This window comes from Corallococcus sp. CA053C, from assembly GCF_003611675.1.
Taxonomy (GTDB): Bacteria; Myxococcota; Myxococcia; order Myxococcales; family Myxococcaceae; genus Corallococcus.
Genome location: NZ_RAWA01000019.1, coordinates 12,991 through 26,494, shown reverse-complemented (window position 1 = coordinate 26,494; position 13,504 = coordinate 12,991). Strand labels below are relative to the sequence as shown.

The following is a 13,504-nucleotide window of genomic DNA, read 5'->3' as shown; positions in this document are numbered from 1 at the left end:
GGGGGCTCGGGGAAGCGGCCCACCGGGTTAATCGCGTTTAATTGCCCTTAATCACTTGAGCAATCCAGTTGCGTCTAGCGTCCGTCTCCGCCGTCCGGCCACCCACCCCGGTGGCTTCCATGACAGAGGAGAAGACCATGACGAGGCAACTGCTGGCAGTGCTGGGTTTCATCGTGTGCACCACCCTGGGCTGTGGCCCGGTGGGCGAGGAAGCCCCGCGGGAGGCAGTGGTCCTGGAGGAGCAGGAAGCGGGCGTATGTCCCACCTGCTACAACTGCAACAACCAGGACCCCTCGTTCAACAGCTGCAGCACCAGCAACGTGTCCACCGTGTTCGCGGCGACGCCCATCAAGCACGGCGTCGAGAGCTGGGGCTACGTCGAGCTGCGCTACAGCGCCACGTGCGGCATGAACTGGGCCCGCGTCCACTCCAACATCTCGGGGCAGTACTCCATGAGGGCCTGGCTCGAGCAGGGCGGCACGGTACGTGCCGAGTCCACGTACACGGGCACCACGCTCGATGGCTGGTCGAAGATGTATTACGGCTGCGGCGTCAACACGAAGGCCTGCGCGTGCATCACCCGGACGGACTGGGCCACCGAGTGCAGCTGCACCCCGGCGGGCTGATCCACCGCCGCACCGGGATGGAGCGGTCCGCTTCAGAGTGACGCCGGGGTCCCCGGGGTGAGCCAGCGCACGCGCGCGTCGCTGGCGAGGACCTCGCGCGCCTCGGCCTCCGTTGCCAGCGGCTCGAAGGTGCCGAAGTGCATGGGCACGATGACGGAGGGGCGGAAGTACTTGCGCACCGCGAGGGCCGCCGTCCTGGGGTCCATGCCATAGCGCCCACCGCCCACGTTGAGGAGGACGACGTCCGGGTGCAGCAGCTCCTGCACCAGCGCCATGTCGCCGAACAGCCAGGTGTCACCCGTGTGGTACAGCGAGCGCCCGCCTGGAAGCACCAGGACGTAGCCGAGGGGCCGACCGTCAGGCTCGCACGAGTGCATGGCCGGCACCGCGTGCACCGTGATGTCGCCGATGCGCGTGGAGCCGCCCACGTTCACGGTGAGCTGCTGGGCCTCGGGCACCTTGAGCCAGCGCAGCGTCTCGCCCGTGCCGACCACGGGGGCCCCGCTCAGGCGCGCCAGGGTGTGCACGTCCTGCGCGTGGTCGCCGTGCGAGTGCGTGAGCAGGATGGCCGCGGGCGGTGTCCGCGCGAGCTGCGCGAGGTCCTTCCAGGCCTCGGGCGCTCGGGGGTTCTCCTTCAACCAGGGATCAACGAGCAGGCGCGTGCCCCCGGGCGAGACGACCTCGAAGCCAGCGTGGCCAAGCCAGGTGACGCGGAACTGCTGCGGGGGCGGCGTGCTCGGAGCGGCGCCGAGCAGCGCCGCCAGGAGCGACAGGGAGAGGAGCATGGGGCGGGACCTCGCGAGGGCTCCGGCGCCGGGACCGACCCGACGGCGGGCTCAGCGGCGAGGATGTGCGGCCCGCCCCGCGCCCTTCTTGGGCGAAGTTGACGTGCCGCGCACGGCGCGCGCGTAGGCGCCCGGGCTCGTGCCGACGATGCGCACGAAGTGCCGGTGCAGCTGGCTCTGGTCGTAGAGCCCCACCTCCAGGGCCACGCGTGCGGCGGGGACACCCCGCGCGAGCAGCTCGCGCGCCCGGGAGATGCGCAGGTGCGTGAGGTAGGCGTGGGGCGTCAGCCCGAGTTCCTGGCGGAAGGTGCGCAGCAGGTGGAAGCGGCCCACGCCCGAGGCCACCGCGAGCGCGTCCAGGCTGACGCCCTCCGCGACGGATTCGTGCAGCAGGTCGCGTGCACGCAGCGCCGCGCGGCGAGCCCGGGGCGCTGCGTCCACGGGAACGCCGGAGCCTGCCCCGAGGAGCGCCGCCAGCATCCCGGCGAGCAGGCACTGCAACCCGAGCGCGTCGCTGTCCGGGTTCCCAAGCGCCGCGTGCAGGGCCAGCGCCTCGGCGCGTCCCTGCCCCTCCAGGAGCGTGGGCAGGTGCGGCGGTGCGCGCAGCCCCAGCTCGTGTGCGGTCCCCTCCACCAGCGGGGCCTCCAGGGTCATCGACTGGGCGGTCACCGGCGCGTGCACGCGCAGATCGCGGTGCACCTCACCGGGCTCCTTCAGCTTCAGCACCCCTGGGGCCTGCGTCCATGCTCGGCCGCGGTACCAGAAGTCGAAGGCGCCCGCGTAGACCGCCGTGACGCCGTAGCGCGTGGAGACGCCAGACCACAGCCGCGTGTCGCCCGCGACGCGGACGACCTCCACGCCCGCGAGCCGCGAGGGCAGCACCACCAGGCCAGGCTCCTCGCGTCGCATCGTGCCGCCAGTATGCAGCAACACCGCCGGGGCGAGTCCACGCGGACGGGTGTGGCCTCCACGCGCGGGCATGCGCTGGCATCACCCGGACGGATCAGTCCACCGAGTGCAGCCGCACCCCGGTGGGCGGATCCACCGCCGCACCGGGAGGGAGCCGGGCGGGAGGCCAGGTGCCGGGCCGCATCCTCATGACGCCCCCCGGGCAGGCTTGCGGGGCAGCCGCGCCGTCATCGCATCCAGGAGGACGCGCAGCTTCGGCAGGCGCTGCGCCCGCGCGGGGAAGTACAGGAAGAAGCCCGGGACGCTCGGCCCATACCCCTCCAGCACTTCTTCGAGCGTCCCCGCCTTCAGGTCGTCCGCCGCGACCTGCTCGTTGACGTAGGCCAGCCCGGCGCCCCATCTCGCCGCGGAGACCATGAGCGCCGCATCGTCGGTGATGAAGGGACCCTGCACCGCGATCCGATACTCGCGCCCGCCCTTCTCCAGCTCCCACGCATAGCGCTGTCCCGAGGAGCTCCTGCGGAAGCCGATGCAGTCGTGCTCCAGCAAGTCTTTCGGCCGCTTCGGCCGGCCCTTCCTCGCGAGGTACGCGGGCGAGCCCACCATGACGAACCGGAACGGCGGCGTCACCCGCACGGCCACCATCTCCTTCTCCACGGATTCGCTGAGCCGCACCCCGGCGTCGTAGCCGTCCGCGACGATGTCCACGTTGCGATTGTCCACGGACACGTCCACGGACAGCTCCGGATGGCGGGCCAGCAGCCCCGGCAGCACGGGCTCGATGACGAGCGGCACCGCGATGCGCGGCACCGTCAGCCGGAGCGTGCCCGACACGTGGTCCGCCCCGCCCTGCACCTCCTCCACGCCGGCCAGGGCCTCCTGCATCGCGGGCCCCACCCGGTCACGCAGCCGTCGGCCGGCTTCGGTGAGGTTCACGCTGCGCGTCGTCCGCACGAGCAGCGGCGTGCCCATGCGCGCCTCCAGTCCGCGCACGGCCTGACTCAACGCCGAGGGCGACACGCCCAATGCACGCGACGCCGCGGAGAACCCCCGCTTGTCGGCCACCGCGAGGAAGGCCACCAACCCGTTGAGCTGTCCCAGGCGCACCTTGAAGTCCTCCTTCAAATCCCATGTAGCAGTCAGCAGGTTCTCTTTGAAGTGCCCGGGACGCAGTCTTCCCCTCGTGAGCGGGGCACCCCTGCCCCACGACGAACACGGAGCAAGCGCCATGGAATACACGCGACTGGGCAACTCAGGGCTGGTGGTCTCCCGGCTGGCCTTCGGGGTGATGACGTTCGGCACGGGCAGCGTCCCCAGCGTCTACAAGGTGGACATGGACGCGGCGGGCGTCCTGGTGGACCGCGCGCTGGAGGCCGGCATCAACTTCTTCGACACCGCGGATGCGTACGCGGCCGGCCAGTCCGAGGAGATGCTGGGCAAGCTGCTCGGAGCGCGCCGCAAGGACGTGGTGCTGTCCACGAAGGTGGGCATGCGCACCGGCGAAGGGCTGCTCGACGGCGGCCTGTCGCGCCGCCACGTGCTGGCCTCGGCGGAGGCGAGCCTGAAGCGGCTGGGCACCGACTACCTGGACCTCTACATCGTCCACCGCTTCGACCCGCACACGCCCCTGGAGGAGACGCTGGAGGCGCTGGACCACCTGGTGCGCAAGGGCAGCGTGCGCTACGTGGGCTTCTCCAACTGGTCCGCGTGGCAGGCCGCGCGCGCGGTGGGCCTCCAGGAGCGCCACGGCCAGGCGCGCTTCACGGCCGCGCAGATGTATTACTCACTGGTGGGCCGCGACCTGGAGCACGAGGTGCTGCCCTTCGTGCAGGACGCCGGCATCGGGACGATGGTGTGGAGCCCGCTGGCCGGCGGCTTCCTGTCGGGCAAGTACACGCGGGAGAACCTCCAGGACGCCGACCACCGCCTCTCCGGCTTCGACTTCCTGCCCTTCGACAAGGAGGCGGGCTTCCGCGTGGTGGAGGTGCTGCGCGAAGTCGCCGAAGCCCACCGCGCGTCGGTGGCCCAGGTGGCCCTGGCGTGGCTGCTCGGCAAGCCGGGCGTGAGCACCGTGGTGCTGGGTGCGAGCAAGCTGTCGCAGCTGGAGGACAACCTGGGCGCGCTGAAGGTGCGCCTCTCCGACGAGCAGGTGCGGCGGCTCGACGAGGTGAGCCCCCACGCCCTCTACTACCCGAGCTGGTTCAACCAGCAGCTCCGAGACACCACGCTGGAGAAGGCGCTCGGGCGGTGACGGCTCACCCGTGGCGGAGCACCAGCAGCCGCAGCTCCGTCATGTCCTCCATGGCGTACTTCACGCCCTCGCGCCCCAGCCCGGAGCCCTTCACCCCGCCGTAGGGCATGGTGTCGACGCGGAAGCTCGGCACGTCACCGACGACGACACCGCCCACCTCCAGCTCGTCCCAGGCGCGCATCGCCCGCGTCACGTCCTGCGTGAAGAGGCCCGCCTGGAGGCCGTAGCGGCCGTCATTCACCCGGCGCAGGGCCTCGTCGAAGTCGCGGAACGGCTGGAGCAGCATCACGGGCCCGAAGGCTTCCTCCGCGCACAGCGGCGCGTCCTCGGGGACGCCCTCCAGCACCGTCGCCTCCAGCAGCGCGCCGCGCCGCCCTCCCCCGGTCAGCACCCGGGCACCGCGCTTCACGGCGTCCTGGATCCACCCCTCCAGCCGCCGCGCGGCGGGCTCGTCAATCAAGGGCCCGAGCGTGGTGGACTCATCCCGGGGGTTGCCCGCGCGCAAGGCCCGCGCCCGCGCGACGAGCCGCTCGCGCAGGGCGTCGTACAGCGACTCGTGCGCGAGCACGCGCTGCACCGAGATGCAGCTCTGCCCCGCCTGGAAGAAGGCGCCGTGGGCGATGCGGTCCGCGACGAAGTCCAGGCGCTCGCCCTGATCCGCGTCCACCACGCAGGCCGCGTTGCCGCCCAGCTCCAGCACCACCTTCTTGCGGCCGGCGCGGGCCTTCAAATCCCATCCCACCTTCTCCGAGCCGGTGAACGACAGCAGCTTCAACCGGTCGTCCTCGATGAACGGGCCCACGTCCTCCAGGCGCGTGGGGAGCACGGAGAAGGCGCCCTCGGGCAGGGCCGTCTCCGCGAGCACCTCCGCCATCAGCAGCGCGCTCACCGGCGTGCGGTCCGACGGCTTGAGGACGAAGGGGCAGCCCGCGGCGATGGCGGGCGCCACCTTGTGCGCCACCAGGTTGAGCGGGAAGTTGAACGGCGTGATGAAGGAGCACGGCCCCACGGGCACGCGCTGCGTGAAGCCCCGGTAGCCCGCCGTGCGCTGCGACACCTCCAGGTTGAGGACCTCGCCCCCGCCGCGCACGGCCTCCTCCGCCGCCGCCTTGAAGGTCTCGATGAGGCGCGTCACCTCTCCCCGCGCGTCGCGCAGTGGCTTGCCCGCCTCGATGCAGAGCGCGAGCGCGAACTCAGCGGCCCGCTCCTGGAAGCGGCGCACGCAGTGCTCCAGCACCTCCTGCCGGGCGTACGGGGCCAGCTTCCGCATGGGCCCCGTCGCGCGCACCGCGGCGGCGATGGCCTCCTCCACGGCGGCCGCGTCGGCGACGGCCACGCGCGTGACGACCTCTCCCGAATATTTGTCGGTGACGGCCAGCTCCGCATTGGGCTGCCGCGGTCGGTTGGCCAGGTAGTACGGGTAGCGTTCAGCCAGCATGGTGTTCTCCTCTTCCTCTCGCGGACTCATGACTCCACCAAAGCGCCGGCACCCAGCGCCCGCGCGGTGTCCGAGTAATCAATGGGCAGGTCGATGACGTGCACGCCGCCCGACTCCAGGCAGCGCGTGAGCGTGGCGCCGAACTCGGTAGCACTTGTCGGGCGGTGTCCGCGCGCGCCGTACGCCTCCGCGTAGCGGACGAAGTCCGGGTTGCCCAGCGTCATCCCGAAGTCAGGCAGGCCCATCTCCCCTTGCTTCCAGCGGATCATCCCGTAGCCGTCGTCGCGCACCACGACCACCGTGAGGTCGAGCTTCAGGCGCACCGCCGTCTCCAGCTCCTGCGAGTTCATCATGAACCCGCCGTCACCGCAGACGGCCACCACCTTGCGCCGGGGGTGGACGAGCTTCGCGGCGATGGCGGACGGCAGGCCCGCGCCCATCGTCGCGAGCGCGTTGTCGAGCAGCAGCGTGTTGGGCCGCCGGCAGCGGTAGTAGCGGGCGAACCAGAGCTTGTACATGCCGTTGTCCAGGCACACGACGCCGTCATCCGGCATGGCGCGCCGCACCTCCGCGACGAGCCGCGCGGGGTAGATGGGGAAGCGGTCATCCTCGGCGCCGCTCACGAACTGCGCGTCGAGCCCCGCGCGGGAACGCTCGAAGGGCGTGAAGTCCCAGTGCGAGCGCGCCCCCACGCCCTCCGCGATGCGCCACACCGCGTTGGCGATGTCCCCCGTCACCTGCACCTGCGGGAAGTACACGGGGTCGACCTCCGCAGAGGAGAAGTTCAGGTGGATCACCGTGCGGCGTCCGTCGCGCATGACGAATGGGGGCTTCTCGATGACGTCGTGGCCCACGTTGAGGATGCAGTCCGAGGCCTCGATGGCGCGGTGGACGAAGTCGCCGTCGGACAGCGCCGCGGTTCCCATCCACAACGGGTGCGTCTCATCCAGCACGCCCTTGCCCATCTGCGTGCTGAAGAAGGGCAGGCCCACGCGGTCCACGAAGGCGCGGAGCATCTCCGACGTGAGCTTGCGGTTCGCGCCCGCGCCCACCATCAGCAGCGGGCGGCGCGCCGACGCGAGCGTCTCCACCGCCTGGGCGATGGACGCCTCGTCGGCCACGGGCCTGCGCAGGACACCGGGCGACAGGGGCACGGCGTCGGTGGACTCGCGCGCCACGTCCTCGGGCAACTCCAGATGCGTGGCGCCGGGGCGCTCCTCCTCCGCGCGGCGGAAGGCTTCGCGGACCGCTGACGGCACGTGCTCCGCGGAGACGAGGGTGCGGGTGGACTTGGTGAGGGGCCGCATCATCCCGACGACGTCGACGATCTGGAAGTGGCCCTGCTTGCTGGCCTTGATGGGCTTCTGGCCGGTGAGCATCACCATGGGCATGGCGCCCAGCTGCGCGTACGCGGCGGCGGTGACGAGGTTGGTAGCCCCCGGCCCCAGCGTCGCCAGACACACGCCCGCGCGCCCGGTGAGCCTGCCCTGCGTGGCGGCCATGAACCCGGCGGCCTGTTCGTGGCGGGTGACGACGAGCCGCATGTTGGCGGCGCGCATGGACTCCAGCAGGTCCAGGTTCTCCTCGCCGGGAAGTCCGTAGACACAGCGCACGCCCTCGGCTTCGAGCGCTTTGACGAACAGGTCTGATGCCTTCATGGGGGTCCCTCTCCTTGGCGACGAGGAAGATGTACCCGCGGGCAGCGATTCGTACATTCGCTTGTTCTCATCGACCCGATAGATGCCATCTATGATGGTGGCATGGAGCTCCGACACCTCCGCTACTTCTCCGCCGTCGCCGACACGCTGCACTTCGGGCGCGCCGCGCGGCGGGTGCACATCTCCCAGCCCACGCTGTCGCAGCAGGTTCGTCAGTTGGAGGAGGAGGTCGGCACCCCGCTCTTCGAGCGGGCCCGCGCAGGAGTGCGGCTGACACAGGCGGGGGAGCTGTTCCGCACCTATGCCTCGCGCGCGCTGGAGGACGTGAACGCGGGCCTGTCGGCGGTGGGCGCGCTGCGGGGGCTGGCCACGGGGGCGCTGCGCGTGGGCTACCCGCCGAGCATGCGCGGCATCGTGGTGCCGGCGCTGGCGGCGGTGCTGCGCAGACACCCGGGACTGGCGCTGAGCGCGGAGGAGGCCGTCGTGCGGAGGCTGGAGCGGCGGCTCGCGGACGGCAGGCTGGACGTGGGGCTGGGCTATGCGCCCGCGCGCCTCACCGACCTGGAGGCCGAGCCCGTCTTCGACAGCCGGCTCGTGCTCGTCGTCTCACGGGGGCACGCGCTGGCGAGCGCGGAGTCCGTGGGGGTGAAGCTGCTCGCGGAGGAGTCGTTCGCGCTGCTGTCGCGCGGGCTGCGGGTGCGCGCCCGGGTGGACGCGCACTTCGCGGCGATGCGACTCGTCCCCCGGGTGGCGCTCGAATCGAACGCGGTGGCCACCGTGCTGGCCATCGTCCGCGCGGGGCTCGCCGTCACGGTGCTGCCGGAGCCGAGACTCGCGGACGCCGAGCGCCTGGTGGTGAAGCGGCTGTCCCCCGCGCCCCGCTCGGAGCTGGCGGCGCTCCTCTGGCGCAAGGGAGCGCCGCGCACGCCCGCGGCGGAGCTGTTCGCGGCGGAGGTCCGCGCGCGGGCGAAGGAGGACGCGGGCTGAGCAGACTTCAGGCGCCCGCGCTGACCTTCATGCCGAGCATGGGGCGGTACACCGCGCGGTAGGACCAGGCCAGGTAGATCTCCAGCGCCAGGAGCACCACCGCGAGCCCCACGCCCGAGGGCGCCAGGAACGCGTGGAACAGGAAGATGTTCACGATGACGGGCGCGATGAGCGCCAGCGCCAGCGGCACGAAGCGGTTGAGCAGGAACAACGCCCCCGCCACCACCTCCGTGCCCTTCACCAGCCCGAACAGGTAGCCCGTGGCCTTCATCGCCATGGCGAAGGCGAGCGCCGGATCCGCCGGGTCCATCTTCGGCTGCGGGATGAATTCGAGGAAGCCGTTCAGGCCGAAGACGAAGAAGACGAGCCCCAGCAGCACACGGGCCACCGTGGGCAGGTGGCGGGCCAGCGACTTCTTCTGGGAATGCTCCACGGGGGTGGAGGGAATGGCGGTGTCCATGGGTGCTCCGTTCAGGGAAATGCGGCTTCTACTTCACGTCGAACGAAGCGCCCACGCATCGACACCGCTTTCCATTTTCCAGGGAGGCCCACACACAGGCCCACACCTCCCTGGGGGACAGGCTTCGGCTTCATCCGCCCGCGTGGAGCGCGAAGACGTCCCGCAGCCCCGCGATGAGCGCGTTGCCGGGGTACGGCTCGCCGAGCGGCCCCAGCGCGTCACGCAGGGCGGTGAAGAGCGCGCGGACGTGCTGGGCATTCGCGCGGCCCCAGGTCAGGGCATGGACGATGTCCTCGCTCCCCTTCCGGAAGTTCTCCAACGCCTGGGCATAGGGCGCGGCCGTGGGGATGGTGATGCGCAGCAGCAGCCCCAACATCGCGAGGACCTCCGTGAAGTCATACCGGCCCGACTTCGCGTCGTGGAAGGATTCGAGCCGGACGTACTCCCGACAGAACCAGTTGCCGATGTAGGCAGCGGCCTTCCCGGCGCTTTCCTCCACGCTCACGGTGAGCTGCGAGTGGAGCTCCGGATCCACCTGCGTCACCAGGGAATGGCGAACGGTCACCGACCGCAGGGAGGTGCTGTCGAAGCGGCGCGTGGGCAGGTTGCGCAGCGGCGTCCCATCGAAGGTCACCACCTCCAGCTTCGGCAGCCGCGTGAGGACCTCCGGGAAGTCCCACATGAGCTGGACCCGGCTCCAGCCCCCGAAGGCCCTGCGGACGTAGGAGTAGGGGTTGTTGACCAGGTTCACCGTCCGCAGCTCGACGCACTCCGCGAGCGAGTCCGGCAGTCGCCAGAGGCAATTGTATTCAACGTTCAGCACCCGCAGCTTCTTCAGCGCGCCGATGGACTCGGGCAGCGCCAGCAGGCCATTGAGGCTCACATCCAGTTCGCGCAGCTCCGTGAGCAGCCCCAGCGCTTCCGGGAGCGTGCGCAATTCATTGCGCCGGAGGTTGAGTTTCTCCAGGCCACGGAACAGGAACAGTTCGTCCGGCAGCGACGTGAGCCCCTTGGCCTCCAACGTCAGGCTCTTCACCTTGTCGGGCTCCGCCATCTTCTTGGAGACCAGCTGATGGAACGCGCCCCGGACGCTCGTGAAGACAGGGCGGGAGATGGGCTTGCCCGCGCTCAACAGGTTCCGCGCCTTGTCGAGCAGGACGCGCTCGTCGGCCACCACCGCCGGAACGAAGACACCCTTGGCGTCGTAGGGGTCGTCCGACGCCTCCACCCCGGCAGACACCGCGAAGACTTTCGAGCCCTGCCCCTGGTAGCGGTACGCATCGACTGCGCCCTCCACCTGGAAGGAGTAATCCGAGGCGACGGTGCGGGCCACGAGGTCGCCTCCCACGGAGACACTGCCGTGGTTGTAGACCGCCACGAAATCCCCGGTCATGACGTCACCGGCGACGCGCAGCCGCGCCCCCCCCATTGCGATGCTCGTCGCGAAGAGGTTTCCGTCGACCTGGAGGAACGGTCCGAAGTCGTTATCCGCATTGAATACGCAACCCTCGACGGTGAGGTTGCCTCGCACGATGAGTCCGGTAAAGGGCGACGCATCCGGGTCCTCCAGCGCGAAGATGCCCCGGTGGAAGTCGAGCCACAGCTCGTGCGGCACGACGACGTCGCCGGAGAGGACGAGGACGCGGTCGTCATCCTGCTCGGAGTTGCCCGGGACCTGCACCGAGTCCTTCACCTGCTCCCAGGTGGTGGACTCGAAGGCGAGGTCGCTGGACCAGAAACCCTTCGCGACCCGGGCCGCAACCTGTTTGCGTGCGAAGGCCCCGGCCGCCTCGGCGGAAGCGAAGGTGCGGGACTCGCGCTTGCCGTCCGTGCCGACCTTGCCGTGGTGCAGCTCCAATTGCGCACCGTGCTGGACGTAGGACCAGAACCCGCGGGTCTTGCCTTCCACTCCCTCGAGTCGCATCGCCAGGCGGGGTGGGGCCACGGGGAGCTGGGGAGTCTTCATGGGCCCCGGCTTCTATCGTGAATCCCCCCGGCTTCGGGGCCGATAGGATGCGCGCCCATGCTCCTTTCCAAAGAGGAGTTCCTGCCCCGAGCGGAAGCCACGCTCGCCGGACTCGACAGCGCCGTCCGCGAGGCGCTCTCCCATCACGGCAATCCCTCGGTCTCGTCCCTCGCCAGCGCGTTCAAGGGGAAGGCTCCGCTCACGCCCGTCGACTTCGTCCGGGCGTTCCATCCCGGGCCGCTCACGGACATCGGCTTCGCGGCCGTGGTGCTGCGCGACGTCCTCGAGCCCGTGGACGCGGTGCTCGGGGATTCGGTCACCAAGGCCCGGGTCGTGACGGGGACCGCGCGGGCTCCCGGCTCGTTGTTCGTCTCCTGTCCCCTCATCGTGCTCGGGGACCTGGAGGTGGACGGCGTGCTGTCGGACTGTGGGCCGGATTCGACCGTCGTGGTCGTGGGCCGCTGTGTCGCGAAGGGACTGCGGACGTCGGGGAACTTCCTGGTCCTCGGCGACCTCGTGGTCCGTGACGTCATCCAGGGCGTCTACAACGATGAGAGCCTCGTCGTGGCGGGCGACCTGACGACGCGCTTCCTCGACGAGAATGATCACGACGTCTCGTGCTACGGCGAAGTCCACGCCGAGCATCACCTCGAGAATGGCCGCTCCGGTGGCGAAGCCGCGTCCCTGGCGTCCACCTTCCTCGTGCCCGAGCTCTGGAACCTCGATCTCGAGGAGCTCCACCACGACGATCTCTTCGAGCGCATCCGGCGCGGCGAGCCGGTCTTCACGTCGACGCCACAGGAGCAGCAGTTCCGCGAGCCGGATGAGCCCACGGAGCAGGAGCTCGAGGGGCTCGACATCGAGGGGATCGTGGCACGGGCGTCGTTCCAGGCGCGAGCGAACGATGTTGTCTATGCGCGGCGGGAGACGGGCGAGGTGTGGCTGATGCGTCCTGGCAGCTTCCCCGTGGCCATCTACGACGGGGAGAAGTTCCTCGCGGAGGAAGGGACGCCGCCAGCCCTCGCCGCGACGCGGGCGTCCGAACGCGTGACCCTCTGGCGCAGGCGGGGCGACCTCTTCCTGGAGATTGAACGCTTCGACGCCATCGTTCAGCTCCATGCGGGCAACAACAATGGGTGGAAGCGGACGTTCCGCTTCGCCTTCGACGGGCCTGACGCCGCCGCGCGCGAGGTGCGGCGGCTGGAGGCCCGCTACGCAGGGGACTTCCTGCGCGTGACGACCACGGTTCCCGGCCGGGGCCCGCTGGAGCGCGAGCTTTCGAAGTACGGAGACAAGGCGCAATACACCTCGGCCATCGTGGAGGGCACGACGCTGGTCACCCAGGACGGCGAGCGCCGGAGCTTCGATGACGAGGCGTCCGCGCTGAGCGCCCTGGAGGACTGGCTCGCCGAGAAGCGCCGGGACGGGTTCGACCTGAAGATCCTCGAATGGAGGCCCTTTGGCCTCCTGGGAGCGAAGGGATAAACTCCGCCCGGTCGTGCGTTTCCGCGCTGGGGGGCCTCATGGCAGAGCGACGTGAATGGGTGTTTGGAACGCATCGGGCGCACTTCGAGGAGCCCGACGTCCTGTTCGTCGACTTCAACGGCGCCACGGGGCTGGAGGATGCGAAGCGCGTGCAAGCCATCGTTCAGGAGGTGGCGGTCCAGGGCCCGGTGTTCGTCGTGGTGGACATCGACGGTTCCACCATCGACAAGGCCGCGCGCGACTACTTCAGCAAGGAGTCCAGCCCGGAGCGGTTGCGAGGCGTCGTCTACGTCGGCTCGCACCGCTTGCAGATGGCGAGCGCCAAGGCCGTCGCCTTCGCGCTCTACCTCACCGGGAAGCTGAAGGGAGACGTCGACTTCGTCACGACGATGCAGGCCGCGCGAGAGCTCATCGAACGCAAGCGCGCGAAGGCCCGCTGAACCCGGGCCACGTCGCGGGAGAACGAAGATGAACGATTGGAATCTCCCCTGGGAAGGTGGATGCCGCTGCGGACAGGTGCGGCTGAGGATCAGCGCACCGCCCCTGCTCACGATGGCCTGCCACTGCACGGGCTGCCAGCGGATGACCGCGAGCGCCTTCTCCTTGAGCGCGGCAATCCCAACCGAGGGGTTCCTGGTCACGCAGGGAGAACCTGTCATTGGAGGCCTCCACGGCGCGAGCCGTCATTACTTCTGCCCGCACTGCATGAGCTGGATGTTCACGCGGCCCGAGGGCCTGGACATGTTCGTCAATGTCCGCGCGACGATGCTCGACGACGCCCGCTGGTTCACGCCGTTCATCGAGACGTGGACGAGCGAGAAGCTTCCCTGGGCGAGCACGCCCGCGGTCCATCGCTACGCGAAGCTCCCGGAGTTCAGCGAATATGAAGGGCTGACGGCGGAGTATGCGAAGAAGGCCGCGAAACCGACGGCGCGGTGA

At 70.1% G+C, this 13,504-nt stretch carries 13 protein-coding genes; 6 read left to right on the top strand and 7 right to left on the bottom strand.

Annotated elements, in window-relative coordinates; translation table 11 throughout:
* The first annotated feature begins 137 nt into the window (after positions 1 to 137).
* Positions 138 to 626: a DUF2690 domain-containing protein gene (locus tag D7V97_RS04305; protein ID WP_158623266.1), complete on the top strand. Its 489-nt coding sequence runs from the start codon at positions 138 to 140 to the stop codon at positions 624 to 626.
* 32 nt (positions 627 to 658) lie between these two features.
* Here D7V97_RS04305 and D7V97_RS04300 read toward each other — a convergent pair whose 3' ends face one another.
* From D7V97_RS04300 to D7V97_RS04290, 3 genes are all read right to left on the bottom strand, one after another.
* Positions 659 to 1,411, bottom strand: a complete 753-nt coding sequence (locus D7V97_RS04300) for a metal-dependent hydrolase (protein ID WP_120609302.1) — start codon at positions 1,409 to 1,411, stop codon at positions 659 to 661.
* A gap of 51 nt (positions 1,412 to 1,462) precedes the next feature.
* A complete protein-coding gene (locus tag D7V97_RS04295; RefSeq protein WP_120609301.1) occupies positions 1,463 to 2,392 on the bottom strand; it encodes a helix-turn-helix transcriptional regulator in 930 nt (309 codons plus the stop codon).
* A 114-nt stretch (positions 2,393 to 2,506) separates the two neighbouring features.
* On the bottom strand, positions 2,507 to 3,427 hold the full coding sequence (locus tag D7V97_RS04290; RefSeq protein ID WP_233582504.1) for a LysR family transcriptional regulator: 921 nt from the start codon (positions 3,425 to 3,427) through the stop codon (positions 2,507 to 2,509).
* 121 nt (positions 3,428 to 3,548) lie between these two features.
* On the opposite strand from D7V97_RS04290, the gene D7V97_RS04285 reads away from it, so the two are divergent.
* A complete protein-coding gene (locus tag D7V97_RS04285) occupies positions 3,549 to 4,571 on the top strand; it encodes an aldo/keto reductase (RefSeq protein ID WP_120609299.1) in 1,023 nt (340 codons plus the stop codon).
* 4 nt (positions 4,572 to 4,575) lie between these two features.
* On the opposite strand, the gene D7V97_RS04280 is transcribed toward D7V97_RS04285, so the two are convergent.
* On the bottom strand, positions 4,576 to 6,009 hold the full coding sequence (locus D7V97_RS04280; RefSeq protein WP_120609326.1) for an aldehyde dehydrogenase family protein: 1,434 nt from the start codon (positions 6,007 to 6,009) through the stop codon (positions 4,576 to 4,578).
* Positions 6,010 to 6,035: 26 nt separating this feature from the next.
* Complete coding sequence (locus D7V97_RS04275; protein ID WP_120609298.1) at positions 6,036 to 7,667, bottom strand: acetolactate synthase large subunit; 1,632 nt, start codon at positions 7,665 to 7,667, stop codon at positions 6,036 to 6,038.
* A gap of 102 nt (positions 7,668 to 7,769) precedes the next feature.
* Between D7V97_RS04275 and D7V97_RS04270 the strand changes: the two genes are divergently transcribed.
* The gene (locus D7V97_RS04270; protein WP_120609297.1) at positions 7,770 to 8,654 is read left to right on the top strand and encodes a LysR substrate-binding domain-containing protein; all 885 of its coding nucleotides are present in this window, start codon (positions 7,770 to 7,772) and stop codon (positions 8,652 to 8,654) included.
* 7 nt (positions 8,655 to 8,661) lie between these two features.
* Here D7V97_RS04270 and D7V97_RS04265 read toward each other — a convergent pair whose 3' ends face one another.
* Both D7V97_RS04265 and D7V97_RS04260 read right to left on the bottom strand, forming a co-directional pair.
* Positions 8,662 to 9,114, bottom strand: a complete 453-nt coding sequence (locus D7V97_RS04265; protein WP_120609296.1) for a DoxX family protein — start codon at positions 9,112 to 9,114, stop codon at positions 8,662 to 8,664.
* A gap of 130 nt (positions 9,115 to 9,244) precedes the next feature.
* Positions 9,245 to 11,080: a leucine-rich repeat domain-containing protein gene (locus D7V97_RS04260; protein WP_233582503.1), complete on the bottom strand. Its 1,836-nt coding sequence runs from the start codon at positions 11,078 to 11,080 to the stop codon at positions 9,245 to 9,247.
* A 57-nt stretch (positions 11,081 to 11,137) separates the two neighbouring features.
* On the opposite strand from D7V97_RS04260, the gene D7V97_RS04255 reads away from it, so the two are divergent.
* From D7V97_RS04255 to D7V97_RS04245, 3 genes are read left to right on the top strand one after another with little or no spacing between them, the layout of a single operon-like run.
* Positions 11,138 to 12,565, top strand: a complete 1,428-nt coding sequence (locus tag D7V97_RS04255) for a hypothetical protein (protein ID WP_120609295.1) — start codon at positions 11,138 to 11,140, stop codon at positions 12,563 to 12,565.
* Between the two features lie 38 nt (positions 12,566 to 12,603).
* On the top strand, positions 12,604 to 13,005 hold the full coding sequence (locus tag D7V97_RS04250; RefSeq protein WP_147444680.1) for a hypothetical protein: 402 nt from the start codon (positions 12,604 to 12,606) through the stop codon (positions 13,003 to 13,005).
* A 28-nt stretch (positions 13,006 to 13,033) separates the two neighbouring features.
* Positions 13,034 to 13,504 carry a GFA family protein gene (locus D7V97_RS04245; protein WP_120609293.1) on the top strand — a complete coding sequence of 157 codons (471 nt, stop codon included), beginning with the start codon at positions 13,034 to 13,036 and terminating at the stop codon, positions 13,502 to 13,504.